15 protein-coding genes and 1 tRNA gene are annotated in these 17,819 nt (G+C 64.1%); 5 read left to right on the top strand and 11 right to left on the bottom strand.

Annotated elements, in window-relative coordinates; all coding sequences use genetic code 11:
- Positions 1-852 (top strand): ABC transporter permease, encoded by an 852-nt coding sequence (locus IVA79_RS18835; RefSeq protein ID WP_247555330.1) that lies wholly within the window; start codon positions 1-3, stop codon positions 850-852.
- A gap of 39 nt (positions 853-891) precedes the next feature.
- Here the strand turns inward: IVA79_RS18835 and IVA79_RS18830 are convergent, their stop codons facing one another.
- The 8 genes from IVA79_RS18830 to IVA79_RS18795 form a co-directional block, all read right to left on the bottom strand.
- Positions 892-2,139 carry a methyltransferase gene (locus tag IVA79_RS18830; protein WP_247555327.1) on the bottom strand — a complete coding sequence of 416 codons (1,248 nt, stop codon included), beginning with the start codon at positions 2,137-2,139 and terminating at the stop codon, positions 892-894.
- Positions 2,132-2,866, bottom strand: coding sequence for a TlyA family RNA methyltransferase (locus IVA79_RS18825; protein ID WP_247555325.1), 735 nt, complete (start codon positions 2,864-2,866; stop codon positions 2,132-2,134). Before IVA79_RS18825 ends, IVA79_RS18830 begins: the two co-directional genes overlap by 8 nt.
- A gap of 27 nt (positions 2,867-2,893) precedes the next feature.
- Complete coding sequence (locus IVA79_RS18820; RefSeq protein ID WP_247555323.1) at positions 2,894-3,448, bottom strand: nucleoside 2-deoxyribosyltransferase; 555 nt, start codon at positions 3,446-3,448, stop codon at positions 2,894-2,896.
- 181 nt (positions 3,449-3,629) lie between these two features.
- A complete protein-coding gene (dxs, locus tag IVA79_RS18815) occupies positions 3,630-5,558 on the bottom strand; it encodes a 1-deoxy-D-xylulose-5-phosphate synthase (protein WP_247555320.1) in 1,929 nt (642 codons plus the stop codon).
- 615 nt (positions 5,559-6,173) lie between these two features.
- Positions 6,174-6,425: an exodeoxyribonuclease VII small subunit gene (locus IVA79_RS18810; protein ID WP_247555318.1), complete on the bottom strand. Its 252-nt coding sequence runs from the start codon at positions 6,423-6,425 to the stop codon at positions 6,174-6,176.
- A 74-nt stretch (positions 6,426-6,499) separates the two neighbouring features.
- Entirely contained in the window at positions 6,500-7,429 is a 930-nt protein-coding gene (locus tag IVA79_RS18805) for a histone deacetylase family protein (protein WP_247555316.1), read from the bottom strand.
- Positions 7,430-7,562: 133 nt separating this feature from the next.
- Positions 7,563-9,218 (bottom strand): bifunctional metallophosphatase/5'-nucleotidase, encoded by a 1,656-nt coding sequence (locus tag IVA79_RS18800; RefSeq protein ID WP_247555314.1) that lies wholly within the window; start codon positions 9,216-9,218, stop codon positions 7,563-7,565.
- A 245-nt stretch (positions 9,219-9,463) separates the two neighbouring features.
- Positions 9,464-10,222 carry an enoyl-CoA hydratase-related protein gene (locus IVA79_RS18795; protein WP_247555313.1) on the bottom strand — a complete coding sequence of 253 codons (759 nt, stop codon included), beginning with the start codon at positions 10,220-10,222 and terminating at the stop codon, positions 9,464-9,466.
- Between the two features lie 232 nt (positions 10,223-10,454).
- Here IVA79_RS18795 and IVA79_RS18790 point away from each other — a divergent pair, with 232 nt between their 5' ends.
- Entirely contained in the window at positions 10,455-11,693 is a 1,239-nt protein-coding gene (locus IVA79_RS18790; RefSeq protein WP_247555397.1) for an MFS transporter, read from the top strand.
- Positions 11,694-11,809: 116 nt separating this feature from the next.
- On the opposite strand, the gene IVA79_RS18785 is transcribed toward IVA79_RS18790, so the two are convergent.
- Positions 11,810-13,588: an acyl-CoA dehydrogenase gene (locus IVA79_RS18785; protein ID WP_247555311.1), complete on the bottom strand. Its 1,779-nt coding sequence runs from the start codon at positions 13,586-13,588 to the stop codon at positions 11,810-11,812.
- Between the two features lie 250 nt (positions 13,589-13,838).
- On the opposite strand from IVA79_RS18785, the gene IVA79_RS18780 reads away from it, so the two are divergent.
- From IVA79_RS18780 to IVA79_RS18770, 3 genes are all read left to right on the top strand, one after another.
- A tRNA-Gln gene (locus IVA79_RS18780) sits at positions 13,839-13,913 on the top strand.
- A 142-nt stretch (positions 13,914-14,055) separates the two neighbouring features.
- A complete protein-coding gene (locus IVA79_RS18775; RefSeq protein ID WP_247555309.1) occupies positions 14,056-14,418 on the top strand; it encodes a PDZ domain-containing protein in 363 nt (120 codons plus the stop codon).
- A 478-nt stretch (positions 14,419-14,896) separates the two neighbouring features.
- A complete protein-coding gene (locus IVA79_RS18770; protein WP_247555307.1) occupies positions 14,897-15,109 on the top strand; it encodes a hypothetical protein in 213 nt (70 codons plus the stop codon).
- A gap of 225 nt (positions 15,110-15,334) precedes the next feature.
- Here IVA79_RS18770 and IVA79_RS18765 read toward each other — a convergent pair whose 3' ends face one another.
- Entirely contained in the window at positions 15,335-16,228 is an 894-nt protein-coding gene (locus IVA79_RS18765) for a complex I NDUFA9 subunit family protein (RefSeq protein ID WP_247555304.1), read from the bottom strand.
- Positions 16,229-16,506: 278 nt separating this feature from the next.
- On the bottom strand, positions 16,507-17,817 hold the full coding sequence (locus IVA79_RS37010; RefSeq protein WP_346658192.1) for a phosphoribosyltransferase family protein: 1,311 nt from the start codon (positions 17,815-17,817) through the stop codon (positions 16,507-16,509).
- Between the last annotated feature and the right edge of the window lie 2 nt (positions 17,818-17,819).

Below are 17,819 nucleotides of genomic sequence, written 5' to 3'. Positions count from 1 at the left end.
ATGTCCCACAGCCGCACCGCCATCCTGTTCTGGCAACTGGCCATTCTCGCAGCAGTTCTCGTCGTCTGGCAGTGGGGCTTCGAATGGAGCAAGGCGCTGCTGCCGAAGGCCTATGTGCCGAAGATCCTCGATCCCTATTTCGTCGCCAAGCCATCGCTGATCTGGCAGAGTTTTTTGCGGCTTGGTTGCTTCGCTGACGCCGGCGGCTTTGCCGCCTGTATCAAGGGAAATGACAACAATCTGTGGCTCGCCACGCTCGTCACCTTGAAGAATACCTGGTGGGGCTTTCTGTTCGGCTCAGCGAGTGGGATTGCGGCTGGCCTGATTCTCGGCCGTTCGGATTTCCTTGCCCGCGTGTTCGGACCCTACATCGTGGCGCTCAACTCGATACCGCGCATTGCGCTCGTGCCGCTGGTGATCCTGATCTTTGGCCTCGGAGACCTCTCCAAGATCGCGACCGCCTGGCTCGTCGTGTTCTTCGTGGTGTTCTTCAACACCTTCGAGGGCACGCGTGCGGTCGACCGCGACCAGATCGCCGCAGCCCGGCTGCTCGGTGCCAGCGAGTTCACCGTGCTGCGGACCGTCGTGATCCCGTCCGCGCTCGCCTGGGTGTTCGCTTCGCTCCTGCCGGCCGTGTCCTTTGCGCTGATCGGCGTCATCGTCGGCGAGTTCATCGGTGCCGAGCGTGGGCTCGGCAAGCTCATCATCGAGGCCGAGGCGCGGGCCAATGCCAGCGAGATGATGGTCGCCATCTTCGTCATGATGTTCGTCGGCATCCTGCTCGCGATAGCGGTGCGCTCGCTGCAGTCCTACCTGCTGCGATGGCAGCCGCAATTCGAGGCGTCGGCCTAGCAGACTGGAATGAATCGAGGATGATCGGCCGGTGCAGCGTCAGCGGCTGAACCGCGCCACCAGCTCCACATGCGGCGTGTGGCGGAACTGATCGACCGGCACTACCGCCTCCAATCGATAGCCGCCGTCGATCAGCAGTCGGGCGTCACGGGAAAATGTCGCAACGTTGCAGGACACCGCGACCACGACGGGCACCTTGCTTGCGGCGAGCTTCAGTGCCTGCGCCTGCGCGCCCTGGCGCGGCGGGTCGAACACCACGGCGTCGAAATCGCGCAGCTCCGGCGGCACCAGGGGGCGGCGAAACAGGTCGCGCGGCTCGGCCTTGATCGGCTTCAGGCCCGGCGTGCGCGCGGCTTTCACGAGAGCCGCGATCGCACCGGCGTCGTTGTCATAGGCGGTGACGCGGGCCTTTTCGGCGAGCCGCAGCGCGAACGGGCCGACACCGCAGAAAAGGTCGAGAACGTGCTTGGCCTTGCCGATGCGTTCGGTGACGAGCGCGGCCAGCGTGTCTTCGCCCGCCACCGTCGCCTGCAGGAACGAGCCCGGCGGCAGCGTCACCTCCGCGCGGCCCATCTTCACCGTTGGCGGCAAGCGCTGCAGCACCAGCTCGCCATGCCGCGTCAGCCGCGCCAGGCGGTGCTGCTCGGCGACGCGCGACAGCGTCGTGACGAGTGCCGTTGGCAGCGGGCCGGAGCCGCGCACATCGACGTCGAGGCCGTTGGTGGTGGCAGTGACCTGGATGTCGAGCGGCTTGGTCACCGGCATCTTCGACGTCATCGGCTCGGCGAGCGCCCAGGCGGCATCGAGCGCGCCGTCGAGCGCGGGATCGAGGATCGGACAGCGATGGATCGGGATGACGTCGTGAGAGCTCGTCGCGGAGAAGCCGACCTTGAGGATGTCATGCGTGCCGAAGCGGCCGTGCAGGGTGATGCGCCTCCGCCCGGCGCCGTGGGCGTCGACCAGCGGCGCCACTTCGCAGTCGATGCCGGCCTGCGCCAGCGTCTCCACCACGATGCCGCGCTTCCAGTCATGATACGGCTCTGCCGCCCAGTGCTGGATCGTGCAGCCGCCGCAGACGCCGAAATGCGGGCAGAACGGCTCGATGCGTTCCGGGCTTGCGACATCGACCGCGAGCAGCTTGCGGCGATCGGGATGGTGGCCCACGACATGGTCGACCTCGACTGTCTCGCCGGCAAGCGTGTAGGGCACGTAGACCGCATCACCCCTCGTGAGCGAGACGCCGTCACCGCGATGGCCGACGTGATCGATGGTAAGGCGCTCAACCACGTCGCGCACCCAGGAAGAATTCGATATTGCCGTCGCCGCCCGCAATCGAAGAGGGAAATATTTCGATGTCGGTGCAGCCGAGCGAAGCGGCAAAGGCGGCGATGTCGTCGCAGATCTCCCGGTGCACGGCCGCGTCGCGGACGATACCCTTCTTGTTGTGCTTCCTGTCCGCCTCGAACTGCGGCTTGATCAGCGCCAGCAGGCTCATCGGCGCAGCCGCGAGGGAAAGCGCGACCGGCAGCACCGTCTTGAGCGAGATGAAGCTGACGTCGATGACGACGACATCGGGCCGCGCCGGCAGCCGCTTGCCGTCATAGGACCGGATGTCGGTCTCCTCCATCGACACGATCTTGGGATGATCGCGCAGCGAGGGATGCAACTGGCTGGTGCCGACATCGATTGCGAACACCAGGCTCGCGCCGTTCGCCAGCAGCACCTCGGTGAAGCCGCCCGTGGAAGCGCCGACGTCGAGGCAGACATGATCCTCGATCTCGATCGGGTAGCGCTCCAGCGCGCCGGCAAGCTTGACGCCGCCGCGGGAGACGTAGGGGTGCGCGGGCTCGGCCTGGATCACGGCGTCCTCGGCGATCGTCTCCGACGGTTTTGAAACCTGCTTGTCGTCGGCCGTGACGAGGCCGGCCTCGATCGCCGCGCGCGCCCGCGCCCGGCTCTCGAACAGGCCGCGCTCGACCAGCACTACATCTGCGCGCTTGCGGGCAGGGGACATCGGTTCTCCGAAAGACGACTGAAGCGCTTATGTAGCGATCAATCGCGCGGCCGCCATCCGGACGCAAGTCTCGAACGCGGCGAGATCGTGCCAGACATCGATCGGCATCGTGGCGGGCGTCACCAGCGGGCAGCCGTGCAGTTCCAGCGCGTGGATCATCATGAGGTTGTCGGTAAGGCCGAAATCCTCGACCGTCAGCCCCTGTGCGTCGACCAGCCGTCCGTCCTCGGAGACGACGTCCATGAAACGGCCGACGCGATCGGCATAGGCGGCGCCGTCGTTGGAATAGGCGAGGCAGAATTTGCGCCGGCCGGCCATGTAGCCGAGCTCGTAGACGGTGCCGGGATCTGCACCGGCGCCCCGGAATGGGGTGAGGTTCGCGATGATGGCGTCGGCCTCCTCCATCATTGCCTCGTTGCCGCAAAAGATCTGGCGTGAGGCATCGGGCGCGGCGAGGTCGATCGCGTTGTCGAGAGGATAGAGGCCGGTGAGCCCGTGAGTGGTGCAGATATCGACCTTGCGACGGCCGATCTCAACCGCATCCGGCAGGAACACGTCGGGGCCTGCCAGATAGATTTTCATGGGAGCAAAGCCGAAGAAATTTGGATCGAGGTGCAAGCCACAGTGCGTGCTCTGCACCCTCTCCCGCTTGCGGGGGAGGGTTGGGGAGGGGGTGTCTCCGCGGAGGACACTCCCCAAGAGGAGAAACCCTCACCCGACGCTTCGCGTCGACCTCTCCCGCAAGCGGGAGAGGTGAGCCAGCTCAAGCCAGCTTGACGGTTTCGGCCTTGACGTCCTTGCCGAGCGCCTCGAACACCTTGGCGACGATGCCCTTGGCGTCGAGACCGGCGCGGCCGTACATCGCGGCCGGCGTGTCGTGGTCTTGGAACACGTCGGGCAGCACCATCGAGCGGAACTTGACCATGCCGGTGTCGAGCACGCCCTGATCGGTCAGGTACTGCGCGACATGCGAGCCGAAGCCGCCGACCGAGCCTTCCTCGATCGTGATCAGGATCTCGTGGTCGCGGGCAAGCTTGAGCACCAGCTCGGTGTCGAGTGGCTTCATGAAGCGCGCGTCCGCAATCGTGGTCGACAGGCCATGGGCGGCGAGCTCATCGGCCGCCTTTTCGCATTCGGCGAGGCGCGTACCGAAGGAGAGCAGGGCGATCTTGCTGCCCTGGCGGATCATGCGGCCCTTGCCGATCTCGAGCGGAATGCCGACCTCGGGCATCTCGATGCCGCGACCCTCGCCGCGCGGATAGCGCAGCGAGCTCGGACGGTCGTCGATCGCGACCTGGGTCGCCACCATGTGCACGAGCTCGGCCTCATCGGCTGCCGCCATGATCACCATGTTCGGCAGACAGCCGAGATAGGCGTTGTCGAACGAGCCGGCATGCGTCGCGCCGTCGGCGCCGACGAGGCCGGCGCGGTCGATGGCGAAGCGGACGGGCAGGTTCTGGATCGCGACGTCGTGCACGATCTGGTCGTAGCCGCGCTGCAGGAAGGTCGAGTAGATCGCGCAGAACGGCTTGTAGCCTTCGGTCGCCAGACCGGCGGCAAAGGTCACCGCGTGCTGCTCGGCGATGCCGACGTCGAAGGTGCGGTCGGGGAAGGCCTTGTTGAAGATGTCGACGCCGGTGCCGGACGGCATCGCCGCGGTGATGGCGACGATCTTGTCGTCCTTCTCGGCTTCCTTGACGAGGCTCTGGCCGAACACGTTCTGGTAGGCCGGCGCGTTCGGTTTTGCTTTCGCCTGGGTACCGGTCGCGACGTCGAACTTGACGACGGCGTGGTACTTGTCGGCGGACGCTTCCGCCGGGCCGTAGCCCTTGCCCTTCTGCGTCACGACATGGACCAGGATCGGGCCGGTCTCCATGTCGCGGACGTTCTTCAGCACGGGCAGCAGATGGTCGAGATTGTGGCCGTCGATCGGGCCGACATAGTAGAAGCCGAGCTCCTCGAACAGCGTGCCGCCGTCCATCATGAAGCCGCGGGAATATTCCTCGACGCGGTTGGCGCGGTTGGCGATGATCTTGGGCAGACGCTTGTTGATCTGCTTGGCCGCATCGCGCAGCGTGCGATAGGTCTTGCCGGAGTAGAGGCGCGACAGATAGGCGCTCATGGCGCCGACCGGCGGTGCGATCGACATGTCATTGTCGTTGAGGATGACGATCAGGCGCGAGTTCATCGCACCCGCGTTGTTCATGGCCTCATAGGCCATGCCGGCCGACATCGCGCCGTCACCGATCACGGCGATGACGTTGTTCTTGCCGCCGGAGAGATCGCGCGCCACCGCCATGCCGAGACCGGCCGAGATCGAGGTCGAGGAATGCGCCGCGCCGAACGGATCGTAATCGCTCTCGCTGCGCTTGGTGAAGCCGGACAGGCCGCCACCGGTGCGCAGTGTGCGGATGCGGTCGCGCCGGCCGGTGAGAATCTTGTGCGGATAGGCCTGATGGCCGACATCCCAGATCAGCCGGTCGCGCGGCGTGTCGAAGACGTAATGGATCGCGGTGGTGAGTTCGACCACGCCGAGACCCGCGCCGAAGTGACCGCCGGTGACCGAGACGGCATCGATGGTCTCCTGCCGCAGCTCGTCGGCAACCTGGCGAACCTGCTCGACCTTGAGCTTGCGCAGGTCGTCCGGCGTCCGGATGGTGTCGAGAAGCGGCGTTTTACTGTATGCGTTCACGGCGATTTCCAATTTGTCAGCGCCGGAAGGTCGTTCCGGTGCGCGATGGGTTTGCTCAATATCGGCGCAGCGCGAATCCTCAAACCGTCGGAGCCACCTGCATGGGGCAAGGCCCCGTCTTCAAGCTTAGGTAAGCTTAAGTGCGCTCCGGTTCAGTCTCTGTGATCCCTGTCACTTAGATCGGCTTCGTCCGTCCCAGCCAATTTCATCAGCAGTTTGAAGCACTTGTCGTCGGTAATCGGTGCCCACGCAAGGCTTGCAAAAAGCCACACTCCGCGCAGCTTTACACCAAAGCTTGGGCCAAAGCCAACCCGCCGGACCGATTAGGGGTATGCAGATGCAACCGGCGGGCCAGAGTGGTTAACCGTGGCCCGGGACGGGCGGTTCCGGCCTTGCTCGGGTCCTTGGCAGGCTTTTTTGCTGGAGGACGTCCTTTTTCGTCGCTCCACGGGCCGATTCTGGAGCGGATACCATCGCTCCCATCTGCACGGAACCGCGATGCTTCGCGGGACAGCGCCGTGCGATTACGAAAACGCCGCGGTCGCCGGCTTCCCGCGAGGATGTTTCGCGGGACCCTCCGCCGTCAGCAGACTGAGCTGGAAAGTCTCGCCTTCACTACTGGACGTCGAGCGGCGCAGTGCCGGTGGCCTGGCCACTGGCATCGGTGGTGATCTTGTCGACGCGGGCCTCGGCTTGGCGCAGCAATTCCTCGCAGCGGCGCTTCAGCGCCTCGCCGCGCTCGTAGATCGTCACGGATTCTTCGAGCGGCACCTTGCCGTCTTCGAGCCGCTTCACGATCGTCTCGAGTTCCTCGATCGCGCGCTCGAAGGTGAGCCTGGAGACGTCGACTAGGGTGTTTTCGGCCATATCCGTTTCCGATTGCCCGATTCGCTTTCCTTGCAGTGAAGGCGGGTTTTGCGGGCTTAATGTGGCGGGCGTCGTCAGGCGCCCATCAGGGCGCCGACATGCGCCGTAACAGATTCTTTCAGTCCTTGCAGGTCATAGCCGCCCTCGAGCACCGAAACAACGCGTCCGCCTGCGGTCTTGTCGGCGAGATCCATCAGCTTGCGCGTCACCCAGGCATAATCCTCCGCGCGCAAATTCAGCGAGGCCAGCGGATCACGATAATGCGCGTCGAAGCCGGCGGAGATGACCACGAGCTCGGGGCTGAATTTTTCGAGTTGCGGCAGGATCAAATTCTCGAACGCGGAGCGAAATTCCGGCCCGCCGTCTTCGGAGGCAAGCGGCGCGTTGACGATGGTGTCGTGGTCGCCGCGTTCGCCTTTCGCGCCGGTCCCCGGAAACAGCGGCATCTGGTGTGTCGAGCAGTACATCACGGTCGGGTCCGACCAGAAGATGTCCTGCGTGCCGTTGCCGTGATGCACGTCGAAATCGACGATGGCCGCGCGCTTGATGCCGTATTTGCGCTGCGCATGGCGCGCGGCGATGGCGACGTTGTCGAAGAAGCAGAAGCCCATCGGCTTGCCGATCTCGGCGTGATGTCCGGGCGGGCGCACCGCGACGAAGGCGTTGCGATGCTCGCCCGCCATCACCGCTTCGGTCGCCGCCACCGCGCCGCCGACGCCGCGCATCACCGCTTCCCACGTGCCAGGGGACATCGAGGTGTCGCCGTCGATATAGACCTGTCCGCTGGTCGGCGCGATGTGACGCAGCTCGGTGACGTAATGCTCGTTATGGCAGAGCGTGACGAGATCGAGATCGCCTTCCGGCGCCTGATCGCGCACCAGAAACTGGAAGCGCTCATGCGACAGCGCTTCCTCCACCGCACGAAGACGATCCGGCCGCTCAGGATGTCCCGGCGGCGTGACATGGTCGAGGCAGGCCTTGTGGGAAAGGAGAAGCGTGCTCATCAGGTCGGCCTCACAGGAAACGGGCGTTTGGCGTCGTTGGCGCATCCGGCGCCAAAACGCAATGCAAAACGCAATCTAGGCGTTTGAACGGCAATGGCAAAGGTTTGTCCCGCGCCGGCCCGTTTGATCCGGATCAATTCACCCGCAGGATGCGGGTCAGCGGTAGCGGACCGACCGGCCCATGCGCGCGGAAGAACGCGAACAGCGCATCCGCGTCGTAGCCGCCATATTGTGGCGCCGTGCCCTGCTTGGCGACGGTAAAACCGTCGCCGCCGACGGCGAGGTAATCGTTGAGGGTGACGCGGTAGCCGCTGGCCTGTTCGATCGGCCTGCCGTTGAGCGTCATCCTCTCGGCGATCACGCGCTCGCCGAATGGCTTCGCCGCATCCCAGGCATAGCTGAATCCGTTCGAGACCTGGAGGATCCGCGGCCGCTTCGGGTCGAGCCATTGCTGCTCGAGCATGTCCTTGAGCTGACTGCCCATCAGCGTCATGGTGACGAGGCGGTTGCGGAACGGCTGGCTGGCGAAAACATCGCCGAACGTTATCGCGCCGTTCTCCTTTGGGACGATGTCGATGCGGATGCCGCCGGGATTGGTGAGCGCGATGACAGCGCTGCCATCCTTCGCGTCGCGGGTTGCGAGCAATTGCGCGTCGGCGATCACATCGCCAAGCGCGCTTTCTCCAGCCTCGTTCGGCACGCGCGACAGCGTCTGCGTCACCGAACCGGCCGGCCGGTTGGCGATCGGGGCAGAGAGCTTGTCGTAGGCGTCGATCAATGCGGTCTGCTCTGGGTCCTTGGCCAGCGAAGCGTTGGCGACGATGATATTCTCGCCCCTGGCGCTGACGATATCGCGCGTTGCCGGGTCGAGCTTCAGGTCGATCGCCGTGACCAGCGTGCCGTATTTGTCGCCGCTGGTGACGAGCCGCCCGTCGATGTCGCAGATATAGGCGCGGTGGGTATGGCCGCTGACGACGATGTCGACGGCGCGGTCGAATTTCCTGACGATGTCGACGATCGGCCCCGTGATAGCCGGGCATTCATTGTAGTCGCCGGCGGGCTCGCCGCCCTGGTGGATCAGCACCACGATCGCCTCGACGCCACGCGCCTTCAACTGCGGCACGAGCGCATTCACCGTCTCGGCCTCATCGCGGAATTCGAGCCCGGCGATGCCCGACGGCGAGACGATGCCCGCGGTCTCCTTCAAGGTCAGCCCGATGAAGGCGACGGGGATGCCGTCGAATTCCCTGATCTCGTAGGGCGGCAGCACGCTGTTGCCCGTCGCGGTCTCGATGGTGGACGCCGCGAGATAACGGAATTTGGCGCCTGTGAAGGGATGCGGTCCCTGGCAGCCGTCGAGGGGATGGCAGCCGCCGTTCTGCATCCTGAGCAGCTCGGTCTTGCCCTCGTCGAATTCGTGGTTGCCGACGGAGGTGATCGCAAGCCCCATCATCGACAGCGATTCGATCGAGGGCTCGTCGTGAAACATCGCCGACAAAAATGGGCTCGCGCCGATCAAATCGCCTGCGGCGACGAAGATCGTGTTCTTGTGGCCTTCGCGCAGCTGCTTGACCAGCGTCGCCATGTATTCCGCGCCGCCGGCCGCCACCATCACTTTTTTGCTTTTGTCCTCGGGATCTCCGATGCGGATACCACCCGGCGGCGGGCGCAGATTGCCGTGGAAATCGTTGATCGCCAGGATGCGCAGCTCGACCGGCGCGGCGGTTTGGGCCGAGGCGGGGAGGGTGGTGGTGAGGGCAAGCGCGGCAAGGATGGATCGGTATCGCATGGAACCAAGTCTAATCGCTCCACGCAAAGATTTCACGAAGCATTGTCGTGAATGGGCCGGACTTCGCCCCGACTTCAGCATCGTAGGGAGGGCAAAGCGACTTGTCCGCCGTAGCTCGAAGAGCGAAGGAGGAAGCGTGCTCACCATCTGACCGTGATCGAAGAAAAGTCGTAGGCACGGCGCAAGTGCGCCTTTGCCCACCCTACAATACCGGACTCGCGAAGATGGCCCTCACTGTCTCACCCCTACCGCTTCTTTCTGTTCGCGAACGCATTGAATGCCGCCACCGCTTCCTCTGACTTCAGCCGCTCGCCGAACAGGTGACCTTCCTGGTCGATGCGGCGGGTGAGCTCTTCGGTCGGCGCGCGCAGCAACTTGCGCGAGATCGCGACGGCTTCGGCCGGCAGCCTGCAGATATCGCGCGCCACCTTGCGCGCCTCGACCTCGGTATGTCCCGGCGACACCACGGTGTTGACGAAGCCGGCGGCATGCGCCTCCGCGGCGGAAAAAGTCCGCCCCATCACCAGCATCGCGAAGGCGCGCTGGTAGCCCATCGTATTCGGCATCAAGAGGCTGGCCGCGCCGACCGGCACCAGGCCGAGATGGATATAGGGCGCGGAAAAGGTCGCAGCGTTCGAGGCGAGCACATAGTCGCAGTGGAACAGCATCACGGTGCCCATACCGATCGAGGCGCCGTCGACGGCCGCAATGATCGGCTTGACGTTGAGAGCGAGCGAATAGAGAAACTTGGTGCCCTCCGACAGCGTCTCGGGACGCGAGGTGTCGGCGTGCATGAAATCGTCGATGTCGTCGCCGGCGGTGAACACGCCGGAGCCACCGGTGACGATCATGCAGCGGATATCGGGGTTGTTCTGCGCGGTGTCGATCGCGCGGCTCATCTCCCGGTACATGTCTTGGGTGATCGCGTTCTTCTTGCCCGGACGGCGCAGGGTGATCACGCGTGTTCCGCGCTCTTCGGTGATCACGATATTGCCATTCGGCATGAGAGCCCCCTGCGCTGGCTGCGACGCTCGCCGCTTCGCGAGGCTCGCCAAACGTCAGCCTACATCATCCCGCAGGCATGCCAATGCGCTGGCTCAACCTTTTCGGCGCCAATTTCCACATGCCGGCGCATGGCAGCCGTCACCGCAACAAATGGCTACAATGTTTCATTTGAAAAACCGGTGGTTGTGGTGCACGATCTCGCGCGGTTCCATTTGCTCGATTGCTCGATTGATGATTGCCGCAACCCGCGTCGACGAATCCTCGCTGCACTACCGCGGCTGGCGCGTCGTGCTGGCCTGCTTCCTGATGGCGTTCTTCATGTTCGGCTTCGGCCTGTACGGCCAGGGCGTCTATCTTGCCGAGCTGCAGCGCGCCCATGGCTGGCCGGGCACGCTGGTCTCCGCTGCCAGCACGTTCTCGTTCCTCCTGACCTCCGTGCTCGTCATCTTTACCGACGATCTGCTCGCCCGCATCGGGTTGCGCTCGCTGATCCTGTGCGGCCTGGTGGCGCTCGGCGCCTCGACGGTGCTGCTGGCGCTGATGCAGACGCCCTGGCAGCTCTATCTCGCCTATGGCCTGATGTCGCTCGGCTGGACCGGCATGGGCACCGTGGTGATCGCGACCGTGCTGAACTCCTGGTTCGAGCGCCGCCGCGGGCTCGCGCTCAGTCTCGCGTTCAACGGCGCGACCTGCGGCGGCATCATCCTCGTTCCGCTGCTGCTGTCGCTGTCCGGCAGCATCGGCTTTCGGTCGGCCATGCTGGCGGCCACGATGGCGATGATGGTGCTGGTGCTGCCGGTGGTCGTGATCTTCATCGGCTGGCCGGCCGGGATGTCGCTGGCATCGGACGGACGTTCCTCCGGCGGAGGCGCGGCCGCGCCAAGCCATTCCCGCAAGACGCTGCTCGCCAACGCTGCGTTCTGGACCATGGTGTTGCCGATCGCGATCGCGCTGCTGGCGCAGATGGGATTCATCATCCACCAGGTGACGTTTCTGGAGCCGCTGATCGGCCGCTCCGCCGCAGGGCTCGCGGTCACCGTCATGGCGGCGATGGCGGTGGTCGGCCGCCTGTCGCTCGGCCTGTTCGTCGACCGGCTCGATCCGCGGCTCGCCTGCGCGGCGTCGATGACGAGCCAGGCGGCCGCGCTGTTCGTTCTGCTGCAGAGCACGAACCCGACGATGCTGCTGGTGTGCTGCGCCGTCTACGGCTTCTCGATCGGCAACATGATCACGTTCCCGCCCTTGATCATCCAGCGCGAGATCGGCGCCAGCGCCTTCGCCGCCGCCATGGGATTGGGCACGTCGATCAGCGGCATCGTCAGCGCCTTCGGCCCAGGCATCGTCGGGCTAGTACGGAGCTTTACAGGCAACTACACGACGGCGTTTGCGATGTGCGTGGTGCTGGATGTTGTCGCGGCGGGCATCGTGCTGTGGCGGCCGGGGAAAACGGCAAAGCTCGCAGCCTCGTAGTCCGTAGGGTGGATTAGCGAAGCGTAATCCACCTCTTCTGTTCACCAGCAGGCGGAAACGGTGGGTTACGCCTACGGCTAACCCCACCCTAGGCATCGACGCCCCGCGGCAAACAACTACCCCAACAACACCGCATCCGCCGCCGCGACCGACTCGGCGCTTTCCGTCACCGTGCGCTCGAGTGCGGGCGCCTGCACCGTGATGTTCTCGGCGAAGAAGCGCGCGAGCGAGACGTAGCGCGCGGCGTCCGTGTTGCCGTCGGCCTTGGCGGCAAGCGCTTCGGAGGCGAGCAGGCAGCCACCGAGCGTGGCGCCGAACTGCTGCAGATAAGGCGACGCGCCTGCAAGCGCCTCGTTCGGTGCGGACGCGACGCGCTCGAGGAGCCATTTGCTGGTGCGCGTCAGCGCCCCGAGTGCCTCGCGCAGCTTCGTACCCGTGGTGCCGAAAGCGGGATCGTTGGAGGCCTCGACTTGGCTGACCGTTGCGGCGAGCTCGTCGAGCAGCGCCCACACCGAAGCGCCGCCATTGGCCGCGAGCTTGCGCGTGACGAGGTCGATCGCCTGGATACCGTTGGTGCCCTCGTAGATCGCGGTGATGCGGGCATCGCGGTAGTGCTGCGCCGCGCCGGTTTCCTCGATGAACCCCATGCCGCCGTGGATCTGCACGCCGAGATAGGCGACCTCGTTGCCGATATCGGTGGAATAGGCCTTGGCCATCGGCGTCAGCAGCGCGGCGCGCGCGGCGGCATCAGCCCGCACCTTGGGATCCCTGGCGCGCGTCGAGACGTCGATCGCGACCGCGGTCGCATAGCAGATGGTCCGCGCGGCCGCGGTCTGCGCCCGCATCCGCATCAGCATGCGCTTGACGTCGGGATGGACGAAGATCGCATCCGAGCCGTCGCTCTTGCTATCGACCGCGCGGCCCTGCTTGCGCTCCTGCGCATAGGACAAGGCCTGCTGATAGGCGCGGTCGGCAACGCCGACGCCCTCGAGGCCAACGCCGAGGCGGGCCTGGTTCATCATCGTGAACATGCAGCGCATGCCCTGGTTCTCTTCGCCGATCAAAAAGCCGATCGCGCCGCCATGATCGCCCATCGTCATGGTGCAGGTCGGGGAAGCATGCATGCCGAGTTTGTGCTCGACGCCGCTCGCGAAGATATCGTTGCGCTGCCCCAGCGAGCCGTCAGCGTTGACCATGAATTTCGGCACCAGAAACAGTGAGATCCCCTTGGTGCCGGCGGGCGCATCGGGCAGACGCGCCAGCACGAAATGCACGATGTTGTCGGTCATGTCGTGCTCGCCATAGGTGATGAAGATCTTCGTCCCCTTGATGCGATAAGTGCCGTCGGCCTGCTTCTCGGCGCGGGTGCGCAGCGCGCCGACGTCGGAGCCGGCCTGCGGCTCGGTGAGTTGCATCGTGCCGGTCCATGCGCCGGAGACGAGTTTCTCGAGATAGATTGTCTTCAGCTCGTCGCTGCCATGCGCCTCCAGCGCCTCGATCGCCGAGGCCGTCAGCAGCGGGCAGAGGCCGAAGGCGACGTTGGCCGCGCTCCAAATCTCGGTGCAGGCGGCGTTGATCGCGAGCGGCAGGCCCTGGCCGCCGAAATCCTCGGGGCCGGACACCGCATTCCAGCCGCCCTCCGTCCAGCGCTTATAGGCGTCCGGCCAGCCCGGCGCGGTCGTGACCTTGCCGGCATCGAGCTTGATGCCATGCTCGTCACCAACCTTGTTGAGCGGGGCCAGCACGTCGGATGCGAACTTACCGGCTTCCTCCAGCACGGCCGCGGCAATGTCCGCGTCGAAGTCGCCGTAATGACCGGCCTCCACGGCAGCCTTGAGGCCGGCGCCATGGTTGAGCGACAGCAGCATGTCAGAGATCGGCGCGCGGTAGGTCATGGCTCACTCCCGTGGACAGGTCTTTGCGCCGTATTCCCACGAAACGAAGGCGGTCTCAATGGGCCGGGAGAAGGGGGATGGCGCCGGCGCGGAGCGATCCGGCTATATCAGAGTGAGGTGGGGGCCGGTGGACCCGTGTGGTATTTTGCCCCTCCAGGCGGTTGAAATGCCGCGCCGCTGCCTATAGACCGGCTACGACCGGAGGGAATCCGCGGCGGCCCGTTCTTTCGCCATTCCGTCCGTCGCCTGTTGGGGCGTAGCCAAGCGGTAAGGCAGCGGATTTTGATTCCGCCATTCGGAGGTTCGATCCCTCCCGCCCCAGCCAGCAAGCTGCTGAGTTCGTTAGTTAAGCAGCTCCATTCCCGCCAGATTTTTTTTGGCGCGTTTGGAAATAGAGCTTCTAATGCGCAGTCCAGAATCGAACTAAACGTGTCGCTTTTGCTATTCCCTCCAATACGGTCAAGACAGTGATACCGCAACTGAAAGACAAGGGCAGCGTCACGCGCGGATGGATCGGCGCTGAAGTTCAATCGGTCACGCCTGATATTGCCGAAAGCCTTGCCGTGCACGATTCCCGCGGCGCCATCGTCGTCGGCGTCGAGGAGAACGGTCCGGCCGCCAAGGCCGGCCTGAAGAGCGGAGACGTGATCTCCTCGGCGGGAGCCGAGCCGATCAAGCGCGCCAGCGAACTGACCAGAAAGATCTACGCAATGGCGCCCGGCTCCGCGATAGAACTCACTGTGCTGCGACAGGGCCGCGAGAGCCGCTTGAGTGTGACCGCGGGCCGGCGTCCCGACCAGTCCAGCGCGCCAATCGCCAACCCAAGATAGTGCGATCCAAGATAATGCTATCCAAGATAATGCAAGATGTGGGGCTCTGCACGGAGCAGATTACGCGCGGGCCGCTGCCCGGCGAGACCGATCAGCGGGCCACCCTATGTCAGTACCATGTAGGCCGTCGTGATCAATGCCGCAGCGGCGATCAATGCCGTAAATAGCATTCCATAGCTTCGCGCTTGCGCGCGTAATGGCGTATCCCTAACAGGTGCGGTCGCAGGCTCAGTCGGGCCTTCACGTACCATCATTGTGCTCCAAAGAGGCGTAACAGTCCATGCTTCACAGCATATGACGTATCAGAAGTGCGATCGTTCCGGCCGTCTCAAACGCCTCTGAGCATGCCGGGATCGGTCGCAGCCTAGCAACGAGCGCTTCATCCCTCGTCTTCTCGAGAACATTTCCGACCATGACGTTTGTTCCTGTGTTACAGTTTGCCGCCGAGCAAAGGGGATGAGGCATGCCGATAAGGCGCTTGTTGGAGGACAGCAGGCTGGATCAGGACGAAATTGAGATTCTGACTCGGGCCTTCAATCACGCGCTGCATTCGCTGAGCCTGATTGACCGCCGCGACGACCCGCTTGCCGAAATGGTCGCAAGAAAAGTGATTGAGATCGGCGCTGGCGTTCGCGACCCGGTTGAGATTTCCAGGATCGCTATCAAACAGCTTGGAATATCTCCTGCGTGACTCGCATGGCGTTCTCTTTTCCGTAGATGATAGGATGGTGGTGCAGAGGGGCGGTTGCCAAGGCAGTGGCGCCCGAAACCGATATGAAGGAGAAGTGAAAACAACGTGCGTTGAATCGCGCGTTGCCGCCGCGTGAGACCAGAGGCCTGATTAGTCAGTCAACCTGTTCGGAATCGAGCATGACAACGGACCTAAGAAGTTCCGATGGCTCCCAGCATCTGTCTTTCAGCGTTCAGCGAGAGCCGCTTCGATTCCATCCGGCTCGATACCGAGCTCACTGAACCCCGAGCTGCCGGGTGAGGCGACGTTGTCGAGTCGCATCAGTTCGATCTGATTTCGCGTAACGGGAGGCTGGGGCAATCGCTCAGCGAAAGAGGCCACGGTCTGCCAAATGGCAAATGGCACCGGAAGCAGCATACGTCGCACGCCGAGACGATTGCTGACTGTCTCCAGCAGGCCTCTGTATGAGTAAACGCGGGGACCTGCGAGTTCGTAAACGGCCGCCGGTTGCGGCGCTTCGAGTACGCGTGCGATCGCTTCTCCTACGTCTTCGACATAAGCCGGCTGCAGCATCGTTTGCCCGCCACCGAACATCGGAAAGACAGGAAACTTGCGAAGCAATCCGGCCAGAGGGATTAGAAACGCGTCGTCCGGGCCGAACATGACCGCAGGGCGAATGATGGTCGCGGCCGGCAATTCCGTGCGCACGGCATTTTCGCCCTGTCCTCGGCTGCGGATGTATCGCGACGACGAAGTGGCGTCAGCGCCGATACCCGAGATGTGCACCAGACGCGCGACACCTGACTCGCGCGAACACTTCGCAAGCTGGGCGGCTGCATCGACATGAACTGCATGGAACGTCTGAGTGGAGCGCTCGAGATAGAGACTTACGGCGTTCACGACCCCGAAGACGCCTGCAACGGTGGCGCTGATTGATGCATCATCCCCGATATCTGCCCGGACCAACTCCAGTCCTGATGGCATGTCGCGAAAAACCACCTTGCCGCTCATGGGATGTCGTGACGCGGCCCGCACCGAAAAACCGTGGTTCAGGAGATGCACAACCACGCGCCGGCCCAGGAAGCCGGTGCCCCCGAAGACTGCGATCGTCTGTGTCATTGCGACCGCCTATTGCCCGCGCTTCGGTTGCTGTGACGCCCATCAGGCGGGCGATCGGCCCTTCTCTCCATGGTGCTGCCTTGTACTCTCAAGATCTTTGTTGCTCTCAAGATCTTTGTGCCGTAGTTCGCGATTGATCACTTCGGGTGATCCCTCCGCCGGATCTTGCTGTGAACTTGATGGCTCAGCCTTCATGCTGGTCATCTTGACCTCTCACGATTCGGGCGCTGGCTTTGATTGATCTCAACTGTTTCGGTTAGCGACTGAACGCAGAACGACTAAGTCCTTCCGCGACGCAAAAGATCCGCAACCTCCTGATCGGACGTCTGGCGGAAATCGCGATAGTGTATTCCGACCGCAAAGAAGGGATCGGGGCTCATCAGGCAAATGACCTCGTCCGCCTCTGCACCTAGCTCGTCGAGTGACTCGCGCGGTGCGACCGGCACGGCAAGTACGAGATAGCTCGGTTTTGCCTTCGCGAGCGCTCTAAGCACGGCTTTCACAGTGCCGCCGGTGGCGATCCCGTCATCGATCACGACGACCGTGCGCCCGGCGATGTCGAGCGGTGGTTTGCCATCGCGGTAGAGGCGACGGCGGCGCTCGATTTCGGCAAGCTGGCGGGAGGTCTCCGCTTTGAGATAGGCGGCGTCGGGCCGGACCTCGCGGACGATCTCTTCATTCATCACCACTTGCGGATTGGCGCCGTCGACGACCGCGCCGAGTCCGAGTTCCTCGTGTCCGGGCGCACCGATCTTGCGCACGAGCGCAACGTCCAGCGGGGCATTCAGCCGCTGCGCAACCTCGAACGCGACGGGCACTCCGCCGCGCGGTAGGCCGAGCACGATCGGGTTCGCATCCCTGAACTTCATGAGCGCCGACGCCAGCCGGCGTCCGGCGTCCTGCCGGTCGGCGAAGACAGATTCGGCATCGGCGACTGCTTTCGATAAAGGTGACGACAGAAACTTGCGGAACCACTGCTTCGCATGCTGCATGGCCTGCTCCAGCGCGCCAGGTTCTTCGAACAAATGGCTTGCCCCCGGCACGATCACGAGGTCCTTCTCGCTACGAAGCTCGGCGAAAGCGGAGCGGTTGAGCGGGATGACCGGCAGATCGGCCCCGCCAACGATCAGCAGGGTCGGTGCACTGACCGCGTGAAGCGCATCGCCGGCGAGATCCGGGCGACCGCCGCGCGAAACCACCGCAGCGACGTTCTGCCGTTCGGCCGCCGCTACCAGCGCGGCCGCAGCACCGGTGCTCGCGCCGAAATAGCCGATCGGCAACGTTGCAAGCTGCGGCACGTCCCGCGCCCAATCCGCGGCGTCCGCAAGCCGCGATGCCAAAAGCGGGATATCGAACACGTTGCCGCGGTTCCGCTCCTCCTCCGGGTGGAGAAGATCCAGCAACAGGGTGGCAAAGCCGGCTTCGCGCAGACCCGCTGCCACCTGGTTATTGCGCGGGCTCAGACGACCGCTACCGCTGCCATGCGCAAAAATTACGATGCCGGTCGCGCCATGAGGCACGCCCAAAATGCCCGCGAGATTGTGCGGCCGGATCAAGACTTCGCTGAACTGCTCTCGTCCACTCGACATGA

This window comes from Bradyrhizobium sp. 138 (assembly GCF_023074075.1).
In the GTDB taxonomy this organism is placed as follows: domain Bacteria; phylum Pseudomonadota; class Alphaproteobacteria; order Rhizobiales; family Xanthobacteraceae; genus Bradyrhizobium.
Note: the sequence above shows the minus strand (reverse complement) of the source record. Positions and strands in the feature narration are given on the sequence as shown.

What these genes read in the sequence shown, in the direction of transcription:
- IVA79_RS18820 (WP_247555323.1), bottom strand. Translation starts at nt 3,448, where the DNA reads ATGAAAATCTATCTGGCAGGCCCCGACGTGTTCCTGCCGGATGCGGTT.
- IVA79_RS18785 (WP_247555311.1), bottom strand. Translation starts at nt 13,588, where the DNA reads ATGACCTACCGCGCGCCGATCTCTGACATGCTGCTGTCGCTCAACCAT.
- IVA79_RS18835 (WP_247555330.1), top strand. Translation starts at nt 1, where the DNA reads ATGTCCCACAGCCGCACCGCCATCCTGTTCTGGCAACTGGCCATTCTC.
- IVA79_RS18790 (WP_247555397.1), top strand. Translation starts at nt 10,455, where the DNA reads ATGATTGCCGCAACCCGCGTCGACGAATCCTCGCTGCACTACCGCGGC.
- IVA79_RS18825 (WP_247555325.1), bottom strand. Translation starts at nt 2,866, where the DNA reads ATGTCCCCTGCCCGCAAGCGCGCAGATGTAGTGCTGGTCGAGCGCGGC.
- IVA79_RS18805 (WP_247555316.1), bottom strand. Translation starts at nt 7,429, where the DNA reads ATGAGCACGCTTCTCCTTTCCCACAAGGCCTGCCTCGACCATGTCACG.
- IVA79_RS18795 (WP_247555313.1), bottom strand. Translation starts at nt 10,222, where the DNA reads ATGCCGAATGGCAATATCGTGATCACCGAAGAGCGCGGAACACGCGTG.
- IVA79_RS18765 (WP_247555304.1), bottom strand. Translation starts at nt 16,228, where the DNA reads ATGACACAGACGATCGCAGTCTTCGGGGGCACCGGCTTCCTGGGCCGG.
- IVA79_RS18810 (WP_247555318.1), bottom strand. Translation starts at nt 6,425, where the DNA reads ATGGCCGAAAACACCCTAGTCGACGTCTCCAGGCTCACCTTCGAGCGC.
- IVA79_RS37010 (WP_346658192.1), bottom strand. Translation starts at nt 17,817, where the DNA reads ATGTCGAGTGGACGAGAGCAGTTCAGCGAAGTCTTGATCCGGCCGCAC.
- IVA79_RS18800 (WP_247555314.1), bottom strand. Translation starts at nt 9,218, where the DNA reads ATGCGATACCGATCCATCCTTGCCGCGCTTGCCCTCACCACCACCCTC.